The organism is Gammaproteobacteria bacterium, from assembly GCA_029882975.1.
Classification (GTDB): Bacteria; Pseudomonadota; Gammaproteobacteria; order SZUA-152; family SZUA-152; genus JAJDNG01.
Window position 1 is genome coordinate 49,264 of record JAOUJW010000027.1, and the last position, 24,034, is coordinate 73,297.

General features: G+C 46.3%; 18 protein-coding genes and 1 pseudogene. 3 read left to right on the forward strand and 16 right to left on the reverse strand.

All coding sequences use genetic code 11. The features are described 5' to 3' along the window. Positions 1-103 precede the first annotated feature (103 nt). Positions 104-3,916 (forward strand): VCBS repeat-containing protein, encoded by a 3,813-nt coding sequence (locus tag OEY58_17195; protein MDH5327196.1) that lies wholly within the window; start codon positions 104-106, stop codon positions 3,914-3,916. Positions 3,917-4,305: 389 nt separating this feature from the next. After that, positions 4,306-5,403 carry a hypothetical protein gene (locus tag OEY58_17200; protein ID MDH5327197.1) on the forward strand — a complete coding sequence of 366 codons (1,098 nt, stop codon included), beginning with the start codon at positions 4,306-4,308 and terminating at the stop codon, positions 5,401-5,403. 261 nt (positions 5,404-5,664) lie between these two features. Here the strand turns inward: OEY58_17200 and OEY58_17205 are convergent, their stop codons facing one another. The 16 genes and pseudogenes from OEY58_17205 to OEY58_17280 all read right to left on the reverse strand — a co-directional run bounded on the left by OEY58_17205 (position 5,665) and on the right by OEY58_17280 (position 23,123). Next, positions 5,665-8,079, reverse strand: coding sequence for a hypothetical protein (locus OEY58_17205; protein MDH5327198.1), 2,415 nt, complete (start codon positions 8,077-8,079; stop codon positions 5,665-5,667). A gap of 373 nt (positions 8,080-8,452) precedes the next feature. Next, positions 8,453-9,436 carry an HD domain-containing protein gene (locus OEY58_17210; GenBank protein ID MDH5327199.1) on the reverse strand — a complete coding sequence of 328 codons (984 nt, stop codon included), beginning with the start codon at positions 9,434-9,436 and terminating at the stop codon, positions 8,453-8,455. A 70-nt stretch (positions 9,437-9,506) separates the two neighbouring features. Next, on the reverse strand, positions 9,507-9,788 hold the full coding sequence (locus tag OEY58_17215; protein MDH5327200.1) for a hypothetical protein: 282 nt from the start codon (positions 9,786-9,788) through the stop codon (positions 9,507-9,509). Positions 9,789-10,099: 311 nt separating this feature from the next. Further along, the gene (locus OEY58_17220) at positions 10,100-10,747 is read right to left on the reverse strand and encodes a thiopurine S-methyltransferase (protein MDH5327201.1); all 648 of its coding nucleotides are present in this window, start codon (positions 10,745-10,747) and stop codon (positions 10,100-10,102) included. A gap of 542 nt (positions 10,748-11,289) precedes the next feature. Further along, positions 11,290-11,817, reverse strand: coding sequence for an ankyrin repeat domain-containing protein (locus OEY58_17225; GenBank protein ID MDH5327202.1), 528 nt, complete (start codon positions 11,815-11,817; stop codon positions 11,290-11,292). A 132-nt stretch (positions 11,818-11,949) separates the two neighbouring features. Then, complete coding sequence (locus tag OEY58_17230; GenBank protein MDH5327203.1) at positions 11,950-12,297, reverse strand: hypothetical protein; 348 nt, start codon at positions 12,295-12,297, stop codon at positions 11,950-11,952. Between the two features lie 281 nt (positions 12,298-12,578). Next, positions 12,579-13,751, reverse strand: coding sequence for a hypothetical protein (locus OEY58_17235; GenBank protein ID MDH5327204.1), 1,173 nt, complete (start codon positions 13,749-13,751; stop codon positions 12,579-12,581). Positions 13,752-14,323: 572 nt separating this feature from the next. Then, on the reverse strand, positions 14,324-14,641 hold the full coding sequence (locus OEY58_17240) for a type II toxin-antitoxin system RelE/ParE family toxin (protein ID MDH5327205.1): 318 nt from the start codon (positions 14,639-14,641) through the stop codon (positions 14,324-14,326). Further along, positions 14,629-14,886 (reverse strand): type II toxin-antitoxin system Phd/YefM family antitoxin, encoded by a 258-nt coding sequence (locus tag OEY58_17245; GenBank protein ID MDH5327206.1) that lies wholly within the window; start codon positions 14,884-14,886, stop codon positions 14,629-14,631. Before OEY58_17245 ends, OEY58_17240 begins: the two co-directional genes overlap by 13 nt. A gap of 102 nt (positions 14,887-14,988) precedes the next feature. Next, positions 14,989-16,101: pseudogene (locus tag OEY58_17250) on the reverse strand (transposase). A gap of 528 nt (positions 16,102-16,629) precedes the next feature. Beyond that, a complete protein-coding gene (locus OEY58_17255; protein ID MDH5327207.1) occupies positions 16,630-17,733 on the reverse strand; it encodes a hypothetical protein in 1,104 nt (367 codons plus the stop codon). A 104-nt stretch (positions 17,734-17,837) separates the two neighbouring features. After that, positions 17,838-18,377 carry a hypothetical protein gene (locus OEY58_17260; GenBank protein ID MDH5327208.1) on the reverse strand — a complete coding sequence of 180 codons (540 nt, stop codon included), beginning with the start codon at positions 18,375-18,377 and terminating at the stop codon, positions 17,838-17,840. Between the two features lie 487 nt (positions 18,378-18,864). Further along, positions 18,865-19,251: an FxsA family protein gene (locus tag OEY58_17265; GenBank protein MDH5327209.1), complete on the reverse strand. Its 387-nt coding sequence runs from the start codon at positions 19,249-19,251 to the stop codon at positions 18,865-18,867. A 127-nt stretch (positions 19,252-19,378) separates the two neighbouring features. Next, entirely contained in the window at positions 19,379-19,627 is a 249-nt protein-coding gene (locus OEY58_17270; GenBank protein MDH5327210.1) for a hypothetical protein, read from the reverse strand. A gap of 517 nt (positions 19,628-20,144) precedes the next feature. Beyond that, entirely contained in the window at positions 20,145-20,924 is a 780-nt protein-coding gene (locus tag OEY58_17275) for an NrdJb (protein MDH5327211.1), read from the reverse strand. 48 nt (positions 20,925-20,972) lie between these two features. Next, the gene (locus OEY58_17280) at positions 20,973-23,123 is read right to left on the reverse strand and encodes an adenosylcobalamin-dependent ribonucleoside-diphosphate reductase (GenBank protein MDH5327212.1); all 2,151 of its coding nucleotides are present in this window, start codon (positions 23,121-23,123) and stop codon (positions 20,973-20,975) included. A 569-nt stretch (positions 23,124-23,692) separates the two neighbouring features. Here OEY58_17280 and OEY58_17285 point away from each other — a divergent pair. Then, positions 23,693-24,034, forward strand: a 342-nt coding sequence (locus OEY58_17285) for a transposase (protein MDH5327213.1), incomplete at its 3' end; no start/stop codon positions are given.

Here is a 24,034-nt window from a genome sequence, read left to right on the forward strand (position 1 = left end):
ATTTTGAATCCTTTCAGAGGATGTTTGCGTATGTGGTAGTAACGGTCGTGAACCTAAACGGCCGGTAAGGACTTTATAACTTTAATAATGAGGATCTAATTCGATGAACTACCCAAAAAAACTGGTCACAGACCGCATTGTGCAACTTATATGCACCCTCTTTTGTCTTTTGCTGTTACCTGCAATGGCGGTGCAGGCAGCAACCCCCGGCCTGCCTTTTACGGAAGATTTTAGCGATCAGGCGCTGATGGACGAGACCAAAACCACGGCCAACTGGTCCACGGAAGAACGGGCGGTTTTTCTGGCCTGGCGCAAGCAACGTCTGGCATATTTGCCGGACGGCAGCACCGCAGGTACCAATATTGGCTCAGAGACGGATAGCACCTTCACGGTTAGCATCGGGGATGTGAACGGCGACGGCAAGCTCGACCTGGTGGTGGGGAATCGTGGCCAGGCCAATAAACTCTATTTGAATGATGGCAGCGGCGGCTTTCCGACCAACGGCACTATCATTGGCGCGGTGACAGAGGCAGATGCGACCTTGGCGATCACCCTCGGAGATGTGAACGGTGACGGTCACCTCGACCTGGTGGCAGGGAATGAAAATGAGACCAATAAACTCTATTTGAATGATGGCAGTGGCGGCTTTCCGAACGCCGGCATCGTTATTGGCGAGGTGACAGAGACAGATGAGACCCTTGCGGTCACCCTCGGGGATGTGAACGGCGACGGCCACCTCGACCTGGTGGTAGGGAATAGAGGCTTAAATAAACTCTATTTGAATAATCGCAATGGCGGCTTTGAAGCCGGCACCAACATAGACACAGACGGTGATTTAACCCGAGCAGTCAGCTTTGGGGATGTGGACGGTGACGGTCACCTCGACCTGGTGGCGGGAAATGAAAATGAGACTAATAAACTCTATCTGAATGATGGCAGTGGCGGCTTTCCGACCAACGGCACTGCCATTGGCGCAGTGGCAGATTCCACCCATGCGGTCAGTCTTGCTGATGTGGACGGAGACGGGGACCTCGACCTGTTGGTGGGCAACAACACCCAAACCAATAAACTCTATCTCAATGATGGTAGCGGCGGTTTTTCCACCACTGGCACCGACATTGGCATAGAGACCGATAGCACCTTCGCAATCAGCCTCGGGGATGTGGATCGCGATGGCGATCTCGACCTGGTGGTGGGGAATTTTGGTGAAACCAATAAACTCTATTTGAACGATGGCAACGGTGGCTTTCCGACCAACGGCACTATCATTGGCTCAGAGTCGGATAACACCCTCGGGATCAGCCTCGCCGATGTGGACCGTGACGGTGACCTCGACCTGGTGGTGGGGAATTCTATTGTAAACAATAAACTCTATTTAAATGCTGGCAGCAGCGGCTTTTCGGCAACCGGCGCCGCCATTGGCACGGAGACGGATAACACCCTCGTAGTCGCCCTCGGGGATGTGGACGGTGACGGTGACCTCGACCTGGTGGTGGGGAATGTCTTTCAAGCCAACAAACTCTATTTGAACAATGGTAGCGGCGGCTTTGCCGCTGGCATCGACATTGACACAGACGCAAATAGAACCTTCGCGGTGAGCCTCGGGGATGTGGATGGCGACGGTGACCTAGACCTGGTAGAGGGCAATGCGGGTGAAACCAATAAACTCTACCTGAATGATGGCAACGGTGGTTATTCGGCCACCGGCATCAACATTGGCACAGAGACAGATGAGACCTCCGCAATCAGCCTCGGGGATGTGGACGGTGATGGCGACCTTGACCTGGTGGCAGGCAATCACTTTTCAGGGCCGGGCGGGCAAACCACCAAGCTCTATCTCAATGATGGCAACGGCGGCTTTTCGGTTACCGGCATCGACATTGGCTTTGATTTCACCCGGACAGTCATCCTCGGGGATGTGGACGGAGATGGTGACCTCGACCTGGTGGTGGGGCTTGATAATAGCATTGGCACGCCCAATAGACTCTATTTGAATGATGGCAGTGGCTTTTCTCCTGCTACCACCGCCATCGACATTGGCACAGACACAGATTCCACCCGCGCGGTCATCCTCGGGGATGTGGACGGAGATGGCGACCTCGACCTGGTGGTGGGCAATACGGGTCAAACCAACAAACTTTATTTGAATGATGGCAGTGGCTTTTCTCCCGCTACCACCGCCATCGACATTGGCACAGATACAGATTCCACCCATGCAGCCAGCCTCGCCGATATAGATAGCGATGGCGACCTCGACCTGGTGGTAAGCAATAGTGGTCAAACCAATAAGCTTTATTTGAATGATGGCAGCGGCGGCTTTTCGGCCACCGGCACCGACATTGGCTCAGAAACGGATGGCACTACGGCAGTCCGTCTCGGGGATGTGGACGGTGACGGCGACCTCGATTTGGTGGCGGGCAATTTCAACCAAACCAATAAACTCTACTTGAATGACGGCCATGGCGGCTTTTCCGCTACCAGCACCGGCATTGGCACAGAGACAGATGGAGCTCTCGCGGTCAGTCTCGGGGATGTGGACGGTGATGGTGACCTCGACCTGGTGGTAGGCAATAACGGTCAAACCAATAAACTCTATTTAAATGATGGCAGCGGCGGCTTTTCCGCCACCGGTAGCAACATTGGGTCAGAGACAGATGCCACCACGTCAGTCTGTTTTGGCGATGTGGACGGCGACGGCGACCTCGATTTGGTGGCGGGCAATTTCAACCAAACCAATAAACTCTACTTGAATGACGGCCATGGCGGCTTTTCGGCCACCGGCACCAACATTGGCACAGAGTTAGACTTTACTTCTGAAGTCATCCTCGCCGATGTGGACGGTGACGGTGACCTCGACCTGGTGGCAAGCAATAATAGTCAAACCAATAAACTCTATCTGAATGATGGCAGCGGCGGATTTGCCGCAGGCACCGATATCGGTACAGAGAGAGACCTCACCAACGTGGTCAGCCTGGGGGATGTGGACGGCGACGGCGACCTCGACCTGGTGGCTGGCAACAACATAACAACCAATAAACTCTATCTGAACAATGGTAGCGGCGGTTTTTCGGCCACCGGCAGCAACATTGGGTCAGAGACAGATGTCACCTCGTCAGTCAGTCTTGGGGACGTGGACGGTGACGGCGACCTCGATCTGGTAGTGGGGAATGTCGGCCAAACCAATAAACTCTACCTGAATGATGGCAGTGGCGGCTTTGCCGCCGGCACCAACATTGGCACAGACACAGATAGTACCCGTGCAGTCAGCCTCGCCGATGTGGACGGTGACGGTGACCTCGACCTGGTGGCAGGCAATAGTGGTCAAACCAATAAACTCTACCTGAATGATGGCAGTGGCGGCTTTGCCGCCGGCACCAACATTGGCACAGACACAGATAGTACCCATGCAGTCAGCCTCGCCGATGTGGACCGCGATGGCGACCTCGACCTGGTGGTGGGGAATGACAATCAGATCAACAAACTCTATCGCACTGTGGCCTTCCTGACCCACGGCGGGCAGGTTGTTTCAGGCCAGGTTAATGCGAGCGAAACCAATATCACGGTAGTGCGACTGACCGCGACGGAAACCAGCAACACCCCAACATCGCGAAATACCGGGATCACTTACTACCTGTCTAACAACGGTGGTGCAAAATGGCATCAAGTGAAATCCGGGGAATTTTTTACCTTCCCGGATGCGGGCACGAATGATTTACGCTGGATGGCTGTGCTGCATTCCCTGTCGCCGGTACGCACCCCCGTATTGAGCCAGGTACAAATCGAGCATATCCCTGCTGCTGGCGGTGGTAGTGGTGGCGGTGGTGGTGGTGGTGCCTTCGATCCTGGTTTACTGCTGCTGGTACTTGCAGTTGCGCTGTTGCTAACTCGACGACGTAAATCATCACTGGATTTATAATTCGCTATTCACACCACAAACCAACCGGGCTGTCTGGCACAGCCCGGTTTTTTTATGACAAATTTCACTCCGGAATAAATTCACCGCCGACTACACAATCCCCTAGCAGCTTGTTGAAAAAGCATAAGGTACCCGTTCCAGATCTTAAGTCCCCCCGGATTCCACCGGTTCCATCCAGGCTACTTAAAACCTGTGTGTCCACTGCTTCCCATTAATTGGCTGATCTACAGGTTTTATCCCCCCCTTACATCCAAATAATTTAATTTTTTCATCATTTCTGAATCCGTTCAAAGGATTGTTACGTAAGTGACAGTAACAGAGCCGTGAACATTGGCGGCCGGCAAGGATTTCATAACTTTACAGTTCAAGCACAAAAAAAGGAAAGGACCATGTCTTTATATACGCAATTTGAAGCACTTGTTAAAAAGTGTAACCCCAATTACAAGAATGACTATCAAATGTTAGATCTGTGTCTTAAGTTAGAGGCCCAACTAAAAAGGCCATACCTCAACACTATTTCTATAGTGGAAGCTGCATCGCGTATCAACAATGACAAAGTTTGCAAGTACAAAGATGCACTGGCCCTGCTTTACCGCGGCTTAGATACAATTATTGCTAAACCGGATGGCCACAAAATGCTGGCTAAGACAAACATGGCCGGCATGAGAAAGTTTTGCGAAAATCGTACACAGCCTCTTTGGGTATACGCCTATTGGCTATATAAAGAAGGCTATCGTACGGTTATTTCGATTGAATATGGTGGATCAGGCGTTACAAAAGCGGCTGTGAAAAGCTTTCCCGATATGGAATGGTATAGCTGTTTTCTGGCGGATTGGCATGCGCCATCGGTGGAGCATTTACACGCTTATTGCACAACCGTAAAAAAACGACGCAGGTACGGTAAAGTGGTGACACACTGTAGTGGTGGTACGGGACGCACCGGCTGTTTTCTTGCTGCCTATTTACTGAGTACCGGAATGGCCAGAAATGCGCGCGATGCCTTGGTGCAAGTCCGTGGCAACTACAGTTTAAAATCTGTTGAAATGAAAGCCCAATACAACGCATTAGCCCGATATTCGGATTTTCTAGGCAACCCACCTTCACCCCCATGGGATAGTCTGGGAGATGTGCCGGGTCACTGGGACCCCAGCCATGGCAACGACGGGCTTCGGTACGATCCAGGTCACAAAGGAAGCCACACGGATCCACTGCCGGATGATATTAATAAGTACATGATATCGGAAACGGGTTGTGACTTGTCTTTGCCTGTTCTCATCGGCACGGAACCACACGATCTGGTACAGCGTGTCACTAAAAATATCGCGCGAACATCTTCTTTTTCCTCATTTGACGATACCGGGAGTCATTGGCGGCCAAATCCAGCGGTCTTTCCAACCACGACTTTGCCATTCGATGATAACGACTCAGTGGCCACCCTTACGAGAACAGGGTCCGGCAAAGATAATTATAAAGATTTAGTGTTTTAGCGGGCCACTAGTCAAAGAGGCCGAATTAAAAGAGCCAACGCTCGTCGACAGCACCTCGGTTGAGGCAAGAGTCTGTCACAAGCTGATACTCGCAGGTTTTACAGATTTTAGCCCTGATGAAAACCGGGCATTTTTTCGATGCCCCTTTTTTGTAGAATAGGGCGCAAGTTTTTTTAACGTCCAAACGTTGTGAACCAAGTAGTAAGCTCTGGCGGGGCTATACACAAGCAGCCCTTTGGTTTTGTAGTCGACAGGGCTAGTTTACTGCCTGATACTGCCGGACTTGGCGAGGAAGCATCGGTTAATTGTTGCGAATCGTATTGGTAACAAAAATAACATCAACATTAACCACCCAAAATGGATTCCACCAGACCCACCATCACCGGGTGCGGGGTCAGTGGTCTCTGATCCTGGGTCTGGGCTCGGATCTGGGCTCGGATCTGGGCTCGGATCTGGGTTTGGGGCAGGATCAGTCACCTGGCAATCTGTCACAGGTGTGCCCAGCTGGCTTGTTGCTACGGACAATGAACTGAGAAAGGTTTGAGGATTGCTTGATCCGTAAACGATGGTGGCGAAATTTCCTTCATTTAGATGAACGTTGGCCTGAACGAGTGTATGTGACGCTGGAAAAGTAGTGATGGTGTCGCTGACATAATTGCAGTTTTCATAATAAGCAAGGTAGAGGGTATCATCGTATTTGCCCATATAACTAATGATGGCCTGGCCGTTGTATACCGACATTTTTGCCGAATCTATCGCAGTTCCTATTGTATATTGTTTACTGTCACTTGGGTTTACCGTGTAGACATTGAGATAATAGGTGCTGGCGGTATAGAACAGTACGTAATATTTTTCGTTGTCCATTTTGACATCAACAATCGTGGTGTTGGATCTGGGCAAGGACGTCGAAAAATCGAGGGTTGCGGCCGAGTCATCAATATAGTTTATTAAATTCGCACTGAAATCGAATTCGAAAAATAAAGACGTTTTTCCGTCAACAGAATAGTTCAGATCAAACCCTTTCAGGTCATTGTTTTTATTTAGAAGAAAACCTGGGGGCGGATTGTAGTTCATGTATAAACCGGGGTTTTCACTCCATTGACCGGTACGATTGGATGCCAGAATAACTGTTCTTCCATAAGGGCCGGGTAAGCCCGTAGTGAAAATGAGATTGTCGACACCGTGTTGATGCTCGTAATATCGAAACTCACCAAAATCCGCGCCATAGGGCAATGTTTCCGATAGCCATTGTCCGTTTGTTTGTCGCAGAATATACAGATTGTCATCTTCGTACATCATCCGCAATCCATTTGGACCACTGTTGATAAATACCTTTCTATCAGATGCATTGGTAAATGCAGTGTTAAGACTATCCACAATGGTGTGGGCGGCACCCGCTTCATTATTAATGGCGGTATGCAGCAGGTATGTATTGCCCAAAGAAACAATATGGGTGGCTGCGTTTACATTTAAAACACGTGAGTTATGGATGAATCCAAAATTTGATAACACCGTCTCTATTTTTTCTACAGGCCAGTCTGTCAACTGTGGCAAAAAGATAGCGAGATCAGAAAAATGCGTTTTTGATTCAATTGTTTTTGCTGCCGCAAAAAGTGAAATTTGACTCGAGGGGGTGATTGCAAAATCAAGGCTGGAATACGAATCGTAGATTTGCGAAGTACCGGGTGAATCCGTTGAACTCCAAATACCACTAGCGCGCACGAGATAACGTACCGTGTTTTGTGCGTCGCCATGAAGATAAGCCAGATGTACTGTCCCGTTAGCGTCCGTCTTTAATTGCGGCGCATAGTTAGCGTTCGCGGGAGGAACTGTGGCGGTATCACTGAAAATCTCGTTCCAGTTGCCATTGGATTCTTCATAACAATACAAACCCACCTGCAAATCACCCGGTTTTTGATCAGGATGACAGATAACTTCCGTGTTCTCGGAGGAAACCTCGATATTATTTATTACATTAACGAGGTTTGTTCTTGTTAACATATCAATAGTCAATATCGGCTCTACATTCCAGTCATTAGCCACTCTAGTTGCACGATTTATGGTGAAACTAATGTTGTCAAGATAATAAAAGACCAGTTGCTGAGAAGAATTGATGTTCGCTTTTAGCATCGACTTGGAGGTAAAGGTCAACGGCCAGGGAATTGATTGAGGATTCCAGGTGCTATTGAGATAACGATAGTAGACCAATTCACTTCCTGCCGCAGTAACCAGGCTAAAGGCATCGTCATTGTTCACTATTTTGCTGCCCCCACTAAACATACCGGTCGGGAAGGTTTTGGTTTGCCAACTGCCATTTTGATAAACCATATGTACGCGATCCGGGTTGGTATTTGTTCGTGCCAAAACATGAATATTGCCTATGTTATCCATAGCCACGCGAATATTGCCGGTAAAAGTGAATCTACCTGGCATTAATTCTTCACTGACCCATTGATTCTGCTGTTTATAAAGATGGCGTATGGAATCGCCGGTGATAGTAAATAGATGTGGATTGTTGTTTGAATCGATCAGATATGAATCGGGGATCAGCAACTGATGTTTAGGAAGCTCAATATCTTGTGTTAACCATTGGAGTGAAAAAGCATTTTCACTAAGCAAAAATATAAATATGAGAATTACTGTGCGCGGCATATAAGAATTTACGATATTCAACATGGGGCCTCTGACAATTCAACTGCTGGAAAGCACATGGTCATAATTTGACCTGACGTTTAATCCGGCTCCGTGAAACGATGTATTATTATATATAAATCGCTCCAGAGCATCTGCTAAATAGTGTAACACATTTTCTGATGGGCATTGGCGGTATCAACTAGGTTAGAAAACAGAGGCGGGGCTGTAAAACATGGGTGTCCTAACAATGCTTCCTAATAATGCTGGTCATACGAATCCTCTATATTGTGAAACAACGAACCTGACCCGAATGACCTTGACCCGTAATCTGAATTACCTAACACCGTATGAAGTCTTCAGAAAACAGTGTGGTGCACTCCGGGTTGAATGTGGCCTTAATTGTTAGCGCCATAGCTTAGGGAGCTTTTACAATTCCCATTGGCCACAATCCTTGTTTACTGGATAAGTAATCCTCCCTATATTTTGCAAAACCAGGATCTAATTCCGAAAAAAGTGCAACCGATTTTCCGTCAAAAAAAGGTGGATCTATACTCCTTATTTTAGTTGATACACTAAAAACCGGTTTGTCGCTGTCCCAGGTGAAACGTGTACTTGGAGTAACTAAATCAGTCCAGCACCTAACATCTGGTAGGTTTGATGACTTTAACTTATTCCAAAGGTTCTCGTCGGTGCCCCATATGTCGGCTTCGTCCAGAACGCCACATTGCATAGCGGTTTTTATTGCCTCGGCAGTTAGCTGGTAAAGGCCTACCTCTCGAAAATTGGACCAACTTGTCCGATCTGTTTCAATAAAAGTGTACGCTAACCAACGTGCCACTTCGATGTCATTAACTACCACCTGCCCTTCAGCAACACCCAAAGAATCGATGGCTTTTTGAATTGCTTGAGGGTTCGACAGTTTTAGAAATTCCAGGTCTCTTAAAAAGTAGTCCAATCGATCTGCACAAAGCGCTGGTGTTGGCTGTTCTAGAAGAGGAAATTGCTCTTCATCCATAAATTTATGCCAATCCTTGTTGTGTCGACTCAGAATTTCTGGAACATCCGAATTGGCCACAAACTCTTCCTTTTCCTTTTCATGATAGCTTTGTCCATTATGGTCATTGAACACAAAATCCATGACGTGGCTGAATGCGGTATGACTAACATCATGAAGGAGTGCCGCGATCTGTTCATTTAAATCTGCACCGAGGCGACGAACGAGAAGCATTGATCCTACGGAGTGATCAAAACGACTAAATGGAGGCGTAATACCAAGTAAAGCTGTTATTCCATGCTGTGAAACACCCTTCGCTCGTTGCATTGCATTGCTCGACATTAACTCGAGCAATACGGGCTCTATGATTTCGACTGGCCCATATAATTCGTCTCTGTATAACATGTATATCAACTATCCTCTTCTTTTGGCTGACCTACCACGTATATTGGGCACTATTTTACGCACATGCTGTTCAGCTGTCTTCTACAGCCTCGTAAGTCACCATTGACGGATTAGCGTATACCGATTCTGAAATTGGATATGTATTTGAGCAATCCTCACATTGCCAAGTTAAAGGGTGATTGTTGGCATCTTTAACAAAATAACCTCCCATTTCACATTCATCACACCAAACATCAAGTTCATCATATCCACAATCCGGACACCGACATAAGGTATTACCTTCTAACAAACAAGTCACAGATCCGCTTTTTTTGCAATTTTCACAATAGAAATCAGCTTCATAATTATTCATTTTCGCTCCGACAAAGTTTTCCGGATAGAGCGCTCCTGTAGGATTGATTACCTTAACTTTTAAATATCCAGTCGCAATAGCGTGCAGTAATTGTTTCTAAGGAGCCTCTGATTAATTCCTGGACGAGGGATAAAGAGCAATAAAGTTGTTCAGTGCAAGGCGCCAAGTGCAGGGAATATCGAGAATATTTTCAAACTTAGCAACGCAGCAATGGACAACTTTAGGCTCTTGAGCACTGTTCACGGCGTTAATCAGAGGTTCCCTAATATACGCCGGTTCGAATAATAACTCCATTTCCGATCTAACCCGGTTTATTCTTTCATGCGTGTCAACAAGAAACCGTGTTCTTTCACCCAATGTAACCCCCAGGCCCGTATCAAGCCGTGGTCAGGAATTTGTTGATTTTCCAAGTGCTCTATCTGATACTTTTGACCGTAGTATAGTCGAAGCTGTTCTCCATCGATACTGAAGGGTGGTTCCGCATGAGAGGGTTCGTATTCGATGGTATTGACGAATTGTTGGCCTTCCACCGGCAATAGTTCGTTTATTTTGTCAATGTACTTTAAGCGCATGGGCTCCGGAAGAGCTACCAATGATGCACGGTCATAAATCAAGTCGATGGCGCCGATGTCCTCGGTAGTCAAATCAAAGAAATCCCGGCACAAGAGGGTCAACCCGGAAGCCAAAAAGTTATCGCCTTGGCGGACATAGGGCATATTCTGTTCCTGGAAAAACTGAATGACTGCCTTTTCCACCAGCTCCACGCCTATGACGTGTTCGGCATGTGCGCTGAAGTAAACCAGATCAACGGATTTACCGCACAGGGGAACAAGAACGCGTTTGCCCTTGAGAAATTCAGGCGTAAGATATTGAAGAATATAACGGTGTACATCGGGTCGGTGAAAACTGGTTTTAAAACCACCTTCATCCCATGAGTCGAACCAGAATTTTCTATCCATGATTAATCCAATTCAGCAAAAAGTTTTGAACGGTACAGTAGTAGTGAGTTGAGCTAATATCGATTTTATGTTTCCGAGCCTTGGTAATTCCTTATACCTCTCGGTGTCTTTTGGTTGCCTGACACTCGATATACTACTGAGTTAATTAGCAAATTTAGAACTAGGGAATTCGTCTGAATAAAGGCGTCCAGTAAAACTTTAAATTGCCCCTAAAAAACTTTAACAGGACCGGGGTTACAGCCCGTTTAAGATTTACAGCAGATTTACAGGAAGATTTACAGAACCCATAAATTGACCGACAAAAACATAAATTTGTAGAAATACACTCCAGTTTACCAAGCTTATTGGAAAAGCTATGACGGGAATTTGGCAGTGCTGGTATTTTGTGAGCCAATAAAACTTTGGGCTCTATGTTGCCTGCACGCCTACAAAAATAATAACGAATTCTGTTCTATTTGTAGTTATTACGGTCAATAGGGGTGGAATTTTCCCAAGATAGATTGTTGGGTAATTCGCAACACGTAGCGAGAGAGACTTACAAGCTATTTACTTTCCATAGCCGATTTCAATATGTTTGCAACTTTTTCGTTATTGCGCTTTATCGCCAAGTCTAGAGCCGTATTTCCTCGCCCCGATTTATAGTCAATTTGCAATCCTTCCTGAATGTAGAGAGTCACCAGCCCCACATCCCCCCGCTTAACCGCCCAATGTAATGGAGTCCCTTCAAATGTTTTAATATGCTTGTCAGCGCCATTATCTATAAGATACTTTGCTATTTCTTTGTTGGTTGAAAAATATAACGGCGTCACACCCTGGCTGTTCGTAATGTTTACGTCAGCACCTAACTGAATAGCACGCTTTGACAAGTCATCATGCCCATAACGAAGCGATTCAAATAGAACTGTATTACCTGTATCCGTTTTTTCCTTAACTAAACCAGGTGAGTTTTCAATAGCGCTCATTACAAATTGAACTTTACCTTCTTTGATATCGGACAGAATGCTCTTTAAGCTGTTTCCACAAGCGACTATTAACATGCAAAACAGAAGAATAAAGACAGACATTTTCATATAGGCCTCCTTACCATTGTGATGGTCTTCAACATACCCGTTAAAAAAACGCAAGAATCGCTCCCAGCAGTATCAGTATTAGGAACGACCATTATACTGTAGACAACAAAACCGAGTGATCAAATATCCAGATTAAAATTTCCAGTAAATTTCGTTGCGAAGCTCTTCGACTACCCTTTTCTCAGGACCAGCAACCATCAGATAAACAAATGAACCACCGTTAACTTCAACACATTTTACGGCTGCCCTGTTATTTTTGTAGTTTCCATATGCGTAGTTACCGTTTAGCACCACGCGGGTAAAACCCAGAGATCTTAGTGCTCCACGCCCAGTCTCCCTACATGAACTAACCGGTATATCCATGAACTTATGATCCGACCATAGTTGTGGCGGCCTGTTTTTTTCACCACCAACTTCACCATCGCCATCACCACATGCCGCAACAACCAACACAATGAGCAGAACTAGTATTTTATACACTACAACCCCTTTCGTAAAAGTACGCAGATGACCACAAATTGATTTCGCATATTTGTCAATTGTACAGAAAATAGAAACAAAATAAGTAGTTAATTTACTTAGTAGCTACCTCCCATCTAAATAAAGAAAACTTGCAAAATGAATCGATAGGTGTCTAGTTGGTTGTTTCATACATTAAATAAAGTGGTTGTGTAGTGTCTTTAATTTTTTTGTCCATCTAGGGAAACCGGGGTTAAGAAACCAGGTCTATTTTGACCCCGGTTTTTCTGCGGTGAAGCCCGTCACTTCCCAGCCGTGGGTGCCGAGTCGCCCTTGAGCAGACTGGTCAGGCTGGCGTGCAGTTCTTGATGTTGCAGTACGTAGAACAGGCCACCGCGACCGTTTTGGGAACTGGCGCAGGGTACTTTTTCTTTTTCAATGCCGTCCAGTGTGCCTTGCTGGTTCATGTCACCGAAGATGCATAGGTGCCGGTCCGAGTCTTGCGAGACACCGACCTTGGCGTGGTTGAACATCTTACCGTCACCGCCTTTGAGCCCAATGACCTTGCCATCCCAACTGCCCGAGGTGGCGATTTGCACCGGACCGGGCTCACCCAGGTTAGTGGCCCAGCACTTGATCGGGGTGCCGGAAACGGTCGAGTAGATATATGGATTTTCCCACCAGGTGGCGGTGCGCAGCGGTACGCTGTCGAGGATGGACGAGACCATCTGCCAGGTCGGCACGTGCAGCAATGAAGGCTTGGCGATGAGAGTAATGCCGCTCGACAGCGTCGACACCAGCGGCGAGGTGCTCTTAGATTCCTTACCTAAGGCGTTGACCAGGTCCTGGATATTCTGCGGCCCGCCGTTGCGCACGATCTGCGGCTTGCTTGGATCGGTGACCACGCTGGCGTTGGCCAGGCTCCTCAGCACGGTGGCCACGTCAGCGGCGGAGAGCTTGAGCGCGAAAAAGTGCTGGCTCACCTCGACGTCGTCGTCCTTGACGCAGCCCAAAGTATTGCCATCGGTCTTGCGCGGGTTGGCCTTGTTGCCCGAAGCCGGCCACGAAGGCGTGGTGACTTGCAGCACGAAGCCGGCGCCGGAATCGTCCCAGGCTAAGCAACCCTTGGAGTGGCCCCAGGGCGCGCCTAAACTTTTCATCGGGTCGTTGTAGAACTGATCGTTCCACAGCACATAATAGCAATTGCCGTGGTAGACCTGGTTGAAGGTAGCACCTAGCGGGTCGTGCACCGTCGTGCCGATGTAACCGTCGCCCAGCCTCAAAGTGGGGGCAGCGCTGCTAGCACAAGTATAGCGCATGCAGAAGCCACCCTTGTAGTCCTTGGGATGGCCCCCGAAAAGACCGGGGTTTGGCTCCAGTGATTCGTCACCGGTATAAGTCTCGGCGTTGAATTTGAAGGCGAACCACCAATCGACAGGCTTGTTTTCGGCTAGTAGCGGAGACAACGGGTCCATATGTTATTACCCCCATCCATGTAGTGAACCGATTTGATTTGAATGCTTTCTTCGGGCATTCGTTTGAGCACTCAAACACCCGCACCCCAAAAACAATACAATAACGGAGCCAACATTCGGTAGTCAGGAATTAAAGAATCAACGCACAAATAACTATTCCTAGTATAGCCCAACTCCAACACACCCTACTGACTATTCAAAATAAGTATGATTGCGCTATGCACTTAATATTCGTGACACACACGAACCTGACTCCAATGGGTGCTTACAAATATCCAGCGCACAGGGGTTATTAGAGTATTTGGGACCTGTAATAATACTGATTTGGTCTATATAACACCGGCCCTTTGCGTAGCTTGTCGTTATACAATAGGCTTGACTACTTTTGACCAAATTGATTATTTGAACTTGTCAATTCAACATCCAAACGTTGTGAGTCCAGTAGTAGGCTCTGGCTGGTCTATACAAAAACCCAACCCATTGTGACTTTGGTCGTTATACAATACGCTTGATACCTTTTGCTTTAAATTTAAAAAGGTGCAGCGGAAAAATGGTCCGGGTTTAATCGCCGGTTAGCTGGTGTCATTTTCACGAGCTTCTAGGATATATTTACGAAGCTCTCTTTCGCTACGCATTACAAAAAGAATGTAAACTACGTCCTGTTCTTGGCGGTAGAAAATACGACACGGATTGACGATAACTTCACGATATCGGGATTTTTTTAACTCTGGGGGTTTCCGGCCAGATTCTGGATATTGTTCTAGCCGATCTACTGTAGAAAACACATTTTTTACTAGGGTGGACGCTGCGTGTGGTTTATCAAGTGCAATGTATTCCGCGATTTCATTAAGATCCAATAGTGCTGGCTCAGTCCATATTATTTTAGCCATTTACCCATTTTCGCCTTAGCTTCTTTCTGTGTATAAGTGCGATTTTCTAAAATAGCCATCTCACCCCTGGCCAGTCCTTCAAGAATTTGCAGGCGCCCCATCATAGACTCATAATCTTTAACATCAACAAGATAGGCTGAAGGTTGTCCGTGCTCTGTAATTAAAACAGGCTCTTTTGATTCATGCAATTCAGCCAAAATTTTGGTTGCCTGCCGCTTTAAAGTGGTTACTAGTTCAATTTTCATAAAGTGATAGTATAGTATCACTTTGCGGTTTTGCAAGGCGATTTTTTCGCTACTGTGAGTTGAAAAACCGAAAAACCGGGGTCAGAACAGAATGGCACTTACTTAAGCCCTAAGCTTTTTAGGATGCCCATGTTTTCTTATGTTTTCTCTCGCTTTTTCTCGAACTTCCATTAAAAGTGGGAGAGGCTTCGGCCTGCGTTTTATCGCCCTTGGCTCAATGCGACCTGGCCTATTCCCGACCTGTTGCGATGCAATCAACATAAACATCACGGCTGCATTTTCACTATCACTGGTAATTAGTGCTTGTCGATGCCAGGTTAGCCAGATCTGCAAAGTATGCTTAAAACTAAGTTCGCGTGGCAGAATGTCTGAACGTATAGCTGATTCGGCCATTAGCAGTCGGATAAGATTATAGGCCAAAAAGTAAACCCATATCTCCTTTTCATTCATTTGAGGTGTTTTGCAGCTTAAGGTATCCATTCCTAATGTTGTTTTGATATTACGTAGATCCAGCTCAATATGCCATCGCTGTTTATATAGAGCTGCAATAATACCTGTCGGCTAAAACGATATCGCCTGGCCCCAAGGTATCCAGCAGTCGGAGGAATAGGAAATATTCACTGCTTCCTTTTCCTTTAAGCGGCCCCATAGCTGCGTTGAGGACCACACCCGTAGATAGACAAACGATGGCTACCATCCTGCTGATTGGTAATCCCAACCCAGGTTCCTGTCGCTTTTGCTGGGGGAATACTTCCTGGTTTGCGAGGGTGTCAGGCATTGGAATGGTCGTACCATCGACCAATTTAATCCGTCGTCCTTGCCATTTCCAAGCTGCTGGTGTTTGTTCGCTCATCATGTAACCTGTTTGCTTAACCAACGCCGAAACCATCTCCCGCGGTAAGCGCTGCCTTGCTCTACAATAACCCCCAGTTTTGCTGCTGCTCGGTGATAGCCCGCTGAATACACGTTCAACCGTGTGTATGTTTACAGCTCCTTGGCAGGAAGCATCGTTGTTCAGTACCTGCGCCAAAAACAGTGACAACGTTGTAGTTGGCGGATAAAGTCTCTCTCGGTGTTCAGGAAGATGCGCTTCCACAGTGTCTAAAGTTTCTTACTGGTTAGTAGGTTGAAAAACCCGTACGAATCCAAAGTTTCGCCGCGCTTAGCTATACGTTTTTGTTGATAGTGGATCAGTTTCTGGTTAGGGTGTGTCATGGCTGGTGACTCCGAATGGTTGTTGTTTGTGTGGTAACAATCAGTATACCATTCCACCAGCCTTCTTCTATATTTTCAGATAGTTACGGTGCTATTCCAATACACTATCGCTTAAGTAAGTGCCATTCTGCTCTGACCCCGGTTTTGTTTCCAGGTAATGTTTCCACCGTTCCTTGGTGCAAGGAACAACGGGACAAGATCTCATTTTCCTCACATTTTTTTCGGCAAGCATCAAGCATTTCTTTGTCGGGTCCAACAACCGTAAAATACCAATTTGGACACATACGCGCCAGGTAAATCAGCTCAGCACCCGTTCCTGCGCCAACCACTAACACTTTGGCGTTTTCAAGCAGCTCAGACAACACCATGTAGAGAAATAAATGCAAGGCATCTTTTAATGGCGACAGCTTTGAAAATCCTGGTCGAGAGCGGATCCGTTGAGACTAGTGTTTCGACCTCCAGTCATTCTTCACTTTTCCTATAACTATTCTTAAACTTACACCTCTAGAATTTGCTTGGGTATTTAGATTACGGTGCTGATGATTCTATTTGGTGTGCAGGCACCGCCGAACCTACTGGCATAAGGCTAACTGGTTGAAAAACACCAAAACCAGACTGATAATAATCCGAACTCGCCTTCATTACTTTTATCTGATCCGGCAATATTTTCACAACTCTAGAAAACTTTACTGCCTCTCCATCGATATTAGCAGACACATTGACCGTAGACTCTCCAACCTCCCAAAACCAACTCGTATTCATCGCAGATACAATATCCTGAGTTAATTTTTGACTCATTAAATCGGTTCCAATTTGCGGCCCACGCTGTTGGAAATTTGAATCGGACTGTAGTGATGCTTGCGCTCTGAGTGCTAGCTGGTGAGTTTTGTTATCATATTGAATAAATCGAAATAAGTATTGTACTTTTTGCGTAGGGTTAACATAAATATTAGGCAGAGGTGGAAGTGGTGGCGAGTATGAATCGATACCTGCCGCCACTTGTACTAGTCGCCGTGATTTACCTGATGGTGAAACCACTTCAACCTGCAGGTCTTTAAACACAATCTGTGCCGTCAAAGGATTGTCGAACTTTATTTGTATTTGTATATCGGGAAGCCCTAAATAGTGGCCAATAATTATCCTTTTGTCTGCTACTTGCATTGTTGAATTCAAATCCAAAGTAACTTCTTCTAGCTCAAATCTGACAAACATTTTGGATTCATTTTCTATTCTGGTTATCAGTCTTTCGTAACCGTCTAGCGAAGCACTAACCTGATATTGGTCGGCAATTCTAGACTTAGGTATCGCCAGAACGAAATCCCCTGTGTCACTTGTCATTCCTCTGGCATGCCCTCCGGTATCTATTTGCACCCGAGGCAGGTACTTTCCACTTTTCTTGTCTACAACGGTACCAATAATCAGCGTTTCAGAAGATTGATAGCTATCGTACAAGTAAGCGCCATTACCAAGCAAACCAAACAATAGAACCAAAGTGAAACCATAGTGGGTGATCAATCGATTTAGGGCATTATTCTTTTTGGACACTAGGACTTTCAGAACACCAATGACCAATATAGCGATTAATGATGCTAGTGCCAGTGGTGTTGTAGCATACTCCAATGTGTTGTCCATATAATTTCTCTAATATTGTTGCTATTGTACAAGTGAATAAAATATCGAGGTCAAATCTCCAAAACCAGAGGAAACTGTACTCTTACACCGTTTTCGTTCTGTAATTATTCATTAGTAGAACACTTAATCGGTGTTGCTTGCGCAGGTCCACCGCCTAGCACATTAAGAGTTTTTTCTGTAGACGCATCTGATGCTTTAACAAAGCCATCCAAAATATCTTCACGAAGGGAAGCAATTCCTTGTAGTGATTCAACGGCTGTCTTTACGCCAGGCGTAGATTCAGAATTCACAGACTGGAGAGTACCTTTTTCTAAGGTTACTGAAAACTTATTTGTTTCAAACCAACCGGGCACATATTTTACTGCGTATACTGTACTGTAGTCTGCCTCTATAACCTTTTTGACTATTACGTTTGGCGCGCAATATTTATTGCTTTGGGGGTTTTCATACATAGAATGTGTAATATCGCCTGTCTTTTTGTGGCGTATTCGATCAAATAGAACCTTTTTTTCAACCGGTTTATAGCCATAAAATAAGACTCCTTCAGTTACACCATTTTCAAATTTAGGATTCTGAACAGTATATATAGTTCCGGAACATCCACTTAAAAGTAAGACAAATAGACATGTATGCAATGTTTTCATACCTCTCCACGTGCTGTAATTATTACGACTTCCGAGCTAGGTGACGCACAACCGCGGCGTTGTTAGGTAATTTCGGGTGACGACACCAAAAAACTCCTTAGATCACTCTTTGGGTTAAGACCATGATTAGCATTTTCTCTGACACGTTTTCCAAATTCTCTGCGGAATGGTTGGAGACTCCTCACCCAACTTGTGCCACCTCCCTCTAATACTTGATATAAACTCCATCAATTGATCTTCTGTTTTTGGTGGCAACACCAATATAGAAAAGGGGTCGTAGAAAAGGGGTCGAGTCTATTGCATAACGATCTATGACAGTACAGTGGCTCTATGTCTATACTAACCCCACTATGCTTTTGGTTATTATGCAATAGACTTTCCCCCTTTGCTCTACAGATCCATATTCCCCACCACAGATTTGTACAACACACACTCAACCTTTGTGCAAACGAGTCCTTTCCTCAGATTCCGCAGAGCTGCATCCGGGCTACCTCCCACGCCCTACCAACCAATTACTAACCACCGGCACCAAAATAACGATACCCACCGCATCCGTTACTATCCCCGGAATGGCAATGAGAATCAGGGCCGGTAAGTAAACCGTTATAAACAAAAACGGTTTAATCTGCTGGATTTCTTCTTGACTGATATTGCGCCCGGTTTTGTTGAGTTTCTTTAGTGAGCTTTTATTGTTTCTCATCCCCTTCCATGATCGCTTAAACTCCGGTAGTCGAAGCAGCAATATTATCGTCCCCACTAAGGTGGTGGCGATATAGAGAATGACGAGGTTGGTCATGCCCATCATTTCATGGAGTTGAGCCACCAATACGACTTCGACAATACCCAACAACAACAGCAGTACAAACCATTTCATCTAAGCCTTAACCTCATCCCAACCACGTCGAACTCACTGTGCAATACTAGTCGCTACACTCAAAAAAGCTCCGAGGTCAGTTCACACTAATTCTGTCATAAAAAGTACTGACCTCGGTTTTTGCTTTTTATTGCTTAGAGGCATTGAGGGTTTCGAGTTCTCTCACCGATTTTCGTATATCGCTTAAAACTAAAAATGCACCGAAAAACATGACTGCAAATACAAACCCCAGAATCAATCCACTGATAGCACCAACAAAGGATTGATCCATTGTGCTGCCGCCATACCACCCACCTACCAGACAGATCACTAAAAACAACCACAGTGCTGCTTCAATCAAAGCTTCATATGAGCTAACAATCAATTTGCTAAGCATCAGTCTCTCCTTGTGTTGTTGTTGCTTGGAAAAATATTTCCCAAACGGCATAAAATACTGGGAGTTTGAAAACAACATAGGGGTGGAGGGCTAAGGCAATTCTTTCCACACCATATGCTAATCACTTCTTAGTATAAAAGAACAGCACACCTGAGCTTTTGGCGGCTTAGGTGGAGTGGCCACGAAATCTTGAAAAAATTAATTTGGAAAGGCTTAGTTATAATTATTTGTCGTAAATAGTGTACGAATTGAGAATAAAATGCAAGTTGACATATTCACACTATAGATAAGGACTGCCCCTGCCACCCTATTGGCTAAGGCGTGTTAATTATTGGTTAACAGTCAAACAAAGTTTTGAGAATTACTCAAAACAAAAAAGCGCAAGAATCCCTCCTCGCGCTTTTGATAGAAGTGCAACAACGCTTGCCCACCAGGTGTTGTTGTTCGGGTAAGATGCTATTGCTTCCGGTGTCCTCCCTTCTTTATTCTTATTTCCAACAGAGTTTCCGCGTTTGGTTTATCCGCACTTGGAATCGCCGCAGTTGAGGCAGGTCATGCAACCGTCCATGCGGATCACTGCCTTGGTTTGGCATTTGTTACACAGGTTGGCGCCTGCGGGAAAATCGCTTTCTTCTTCGCCTTTGGCTTCCTGACTGGCTTGCTCGTATTGTTTGCGTTTTTCGTCCACCAGTTTTTGTTGGTGCTCGTCCATGCCTTCGGGTTTGAGCAGACCGATCATGACCAAGTGGCTTTCGATGGCATCACCCAGTTCGGCCACCAGTGAGGGCATGTATTTGCCACCTCTTTTAAAGTAGCCGCCACGCGGATCAAATACGGAGCGTAGCTCGTCCACCAAAAAGGTCACGTCGCCACCTTTGCGGAATACGGCTGAGATAATTCGTGTTAAAGCCACAATCCATTGGAAGTGGTCCATGTTTTTGGAGTTGATGAATATCTCAAACGGGCGTCGCAGTTCATGCTCTGTACCGGGGTTGAGCACGATGTCATTGATGGTGAGATACAGGGAGTGCTCTGACAGCGGCGTTTTGATTTTGTAGGTGGATCCCAGCAGCATTTCGGGGCGTTGCACTTTTTCGTGCATGTGGACCACATTGGACTCTTCCAACGCTTCCGGCTTGGCCACTACAGCTGCTTTTTGAGCTGAGGTCATGTCTGCTTTTGTGCTTTCTTTGCTTGCCTCGGCTTTTACCTGCGCGGCTTCTGCCTTAGCTGCAGACTCTTTGTCTTCCATGTCGACGCCGTAATTTACAATTTTCTTTTCAATCTTAATAGCCATTGATATCAGTCCTATTCGTTATCGTTACCCGATGCCTGTGTCACTTGATTACAGCTTGCCGTAATAGCCTTCTTTTAAAGCGTCATACAAATTGGCGGCGGTGTGGATCTCACCGTCGTATTCCACTTCTTCGTTACCTTTCAGCTCCACGGTGCTACCGTCGTCCAGCGTGAACTTATAAGTGGTGCTTTCCAGATCTTTTTCCTTAACCAGAACGCCTTGGAAAGCTTCCGGATTGAAGCGGAAAGTGGTGCAACCTTTCAGGCCTTGCTCGTAGGCATACATGTACACGCCTTTAAATTCCTCGAAAGGATAATCCGTGGGCACGTTGGCGGTTTTGGAAATACTGGAGTCGATCCACTTTTGAGCCGCCGCTTGAATGTCTACATGAGCGTTTGGCGCAATATCGTCTGAACTGACGAAGTATTCCGGCAATGCGTTGTCGCCTTCCAACTGCGGCTTCACTTTGGCATTGATCATTTGTTTGTAAGCCAGCATTTCAAAGGAGTAGACGTCGACTTTTTCTTTGGTTTTTTTGCCCTGGCGAATCACGTTGCGAAAATAGTGATGCGCAAAGCTGGGCTCGATGCCGTTGCTGGCATTGTTGGCCAAAGACAAAGAAATGGTTCCGGTCGGTGCAATGGAGCTGTGGTGGGTAAAACGCGCGCCCACATCCGATAGCTCATCCACCAGTTCCGGAGCGATTTCCGCGATTTTTTGCATGTAGCGGCTGTACTCTGCGTGCAACACCTTGCCTTTGATTTTATCGCCGGCCTTATAACCGTCGCGCACCATTTCCGGACGCTTGCGTAGCATTTCTTTGGTTACGGTGAACTCTTCGTCCATGATGGGCGCCGGGCCTTTTTCTTTGGCCAGCTCCAAACCGGTTTCCCAACCGACTAATGCCAGCTCACGGGTAACGCGTTCGGTAAATTCCAAAGACTCTTTGGAGCCGTATTTCATGCACATCATGGTGAGCGTGGAACCCAATCCCAGATAGCCCATGCCATGGCGGCGTTTACGCATGATTTCGTTGCGTTGTCCGTCCAACGGCAGGCCGTTGATTTCCACTACGTTGTCCAGCATACGGGTGAATATGGATACGGTTTTGCGGTAGGTTTCCCAATCAAACCGAGCCCGATCGGTGAAAGGCTCCAATACAAACTTGGTCAGATTAATGGAGCCCAATAAGCAGGAGCCATAAGGCGGCAACGGCTGCTCACCGCAGGGGTTGGTGGCACGAATGTTTTCATTGAACCAGTTGTTGTTCATTTCATTAACTTTATCAATGAGGATAAAGCCCGGCTCGGCATAATCGTAAGTGGAGGACATGATAACGTCCCACAGACGACGTGCACGGATGGTCTTGTAAATTTTACAGGCAACCAGGCCTTCTTCATTGACGATGTAGTTTTCTTTTACCGGCCATTCGCGCCATACCACTTGATCGGCGTCGTAGACACTGACTTTGTCGATTTCGGCTTCTTTTTCCGTAATGGGAAACGCCAGTTTCCATTGACCATCGGCTTTAACAGCTTTGATGAATTCGTCGGTGATTAACAGTGACAAGTTAAACTGACGTAAACGGCCGTCTTCGCGCTTGGCACGAATGAACTCCAATACATCCGGGTGACCCACATCAAAAGTCGCCATTTGGGCGCCACGTCGACCACCGGCGGAAGACACGGTGAAACACATTTTGTCGTAGATATCCATAAAGGATAAGGGCCCGGAGGTATAGGCACCGGCACCGGCGACAAACGCGCCTTTGGGGCGTAAGGTGGAAAACTCATAACCAATACCGCAACCGGCTTTCAGGGTCAGCCCGGCTTCGTGGACTTTCTCCAAAATGTCATCCATGGAGTCGCGCACGGTACCGGAGACGGTACAGTTAATGGTGGACGTGGCCGGCTTGTAAGCCTGGGCACCGGCATTGGAAATGATGCGTCCGGCGGGAATGGCGCCATGACGCAAAGCCCACAGAAACTTCTCTTGCCATTTTTGGCGTTTCTGTTCGTTTTCTTCTACTTCGGCCAAGGCCTTGGCAACTCTTTGGTAAGTGTGATCGATGGTTTCGTCAATGACTGTACCGTCTTTTTTGGCCAGACGGTATTTTTTGTCCCAGATGTCCAGCGACGCCGCTTGCAGCGGTATGTCTTCAACACGAGAGTGTACCGGTTCTAGTGATGCAACTTTCATTGATTGTTAGTCCCTTTTAATGATTTTGTATTTGTTCGTATATCACGTTTTCAGATATGCATATGGTAAAAAAACGTTAGCAGCTGGTTTTGATCTCATTGGTTGTCGAAAATGGGGTAACCACAACATGTTGTGTAGCGGTGTAAGCATAGGCATCAGGTCCAAAACTGTCAACCAAACTTAGGGCTTTTTTGTGTTAAATATTACCCATTACAATACAATAGCTTACCTATTTTTGTATCGTATGCTCTTGTAATTTTCCAGTTTTTCGCTCTAAAATTCAATTTCCGACTAACACAATATATAGTATCGTGCTAACACCTTATCAACATCTTATCAACAAGTTATTAGCCAATTGAATCTCTAAAGCTCCCGTCCTTGTGGGGTGTTGTTCACTAATTGCCATTTGTTTATTTAATGTGCAGTGGATAACACTCGGCTGATCACAACTTGTTCAATCTTTATCCACAAGTCTCCCGGCAATGAATTAGACACCGGTAATGGGGAAGAGTTGGGTTTGGGGGGATGGTTTGAAAAATGGTGGCAATACGAAATGACATATCAGCCCCATGGCACGTTACAACGCGGTGGAAAAGGACCTACAGCGCGAATCTAACCGCCTGGAGAAAGCTGAATTTAATATGGCTTCCAGTGAAGTCATTGAGTCGATCCATATTGTCATGAAAGAGCTCAAAAAGGAGCTCAAACGGCTCAAAGATATGATCGATCAACACATTGATCAAAGCCCGAGTCTGAAAAAAGACCGCAAATTTCTGGAGAGCATACCCGGCGTGGGACCGGTGGTCTCTCAATACATGATTGCCATGATAAGGAGCCGAGATTTTAAAGCTGCCACGCAATGTTCGGCCTATGTGGGGCTAAATCCGGTACATTACGAATCCGGGAGCAGC

Excerpts from the sequence above, each read along its gene's own strand:
- OEY58_17215 (MDH5327200.1), bottom strand. The coding sequence starts at position 9,788 with ATGAATAATTATGAAGCTGATTTCTATTGTGAAAATTGCAAAAAAAGC.
- OEY58_17270 (MDH5327210.1), bottom strand. The coding sequence starts at position 19,627 with ATGCTTAGCAAATTGATTGTTAGCTCATATGAAGCTTTGATTGAAGCA.
- OEY58_17220 (MDH5327201.1), bottom strand. The coding sequence starts at position 10,747 with ATGGATAGAAAATTCTGGTTCGACTCATGGGATGAAGGTGGTTTTAAA.
- OEY58_17245 (MDH5327206.1), bottom strand. The coding sequence starts at position 14,886 with ATGAAAATTGAACTAGTAACCACTTTAAAGCGGCAGGCAACCAAAATT.
- OEY58_17235 (MDH5327204.1), bottom strand. The coding sequence starts at position 13,751 with ATGGACCCGTTGTCTCCGCTACTAGCCGAAAACAAGCCTGTCGATTGG.
- OEY58_17240 (MDH5327205.1), bottom strand. The coding sequence starts at position 14,641 with ATGGCTAAAATAATATGGACTGAGCCAGCACTATTGGATCTTAATGAA.
- OEY58_17195 (MDH5327196.1), top strand. The coding sequence starts at position 104 with ATGAACTACCCAAAAAAACTGGTCACAGACCGCATTGTGCAACTTATA.
- OEY58_17275 (MDH5327211.1), bottom strand. The coding sequence starts at position 20,924 with ATGGCTATTAAGATTGAAAAGAAAATTGTAAATTACGGCGTCGACATG.
- OEY58_17205 (MDH5327198.1), bottom strand. The coding sequence starts at position 8,079 with ATGTTGAATATCGTAAATTCTTATATGCCGCGCACAGTAATTCTCATA.
- OEY58_17280 (MDH5327212.1), bottom strand. The coding sequence starts at position 23,123 with ATGAAAGTTGCATCACTAGAACCGGTACACTCTCGTGTTGAAGACATA.
- OEY58_17210 (MDH5327199.1), bottom strand. The coding sequence starts at position 9,436 with ATGTTATACAGAGACGAATTATATGGGCCAGTCGAAATCATAGAGCCC.
- OEY58_17255 (MDH5327207.1), bottom strand. The coding sequence starts at position 17,733 with ATGGACAACACATTGGAGTATGCTACAACACCACTGGCACTAGCATCA.
- OEY58_17200 (MDH5327197.1), top strand. The coding sequence starts at position 4,306 with ATGTCTTTATATACGCAATTTGAAGCACTTGTTAAAAAGTGTAACCCC.
- OEY58_17260 (MDH5327208.1), bottom strand. The coding sequence starts at position 18,377 with ATGAAAACATTGCATACATGTCTATTTGTCTTACTTTTAAGTGGATGT.
- OEY58_17265 (MDH5327209.1), bottom strand. The coding sequence starts at position 19,251 with ATGAAATGGTTTGTACTGCTGTTGTTGTTGGGTATTGTCGAAGTCGTA.
- OEY58_17225 (MDH5327202.1), bottom strand. The coding sequence starts at position 11,817 with ATGAAAATGTCTGTCTTTATTCTTCTGTTTTGCATGTTAATAGTCGCT.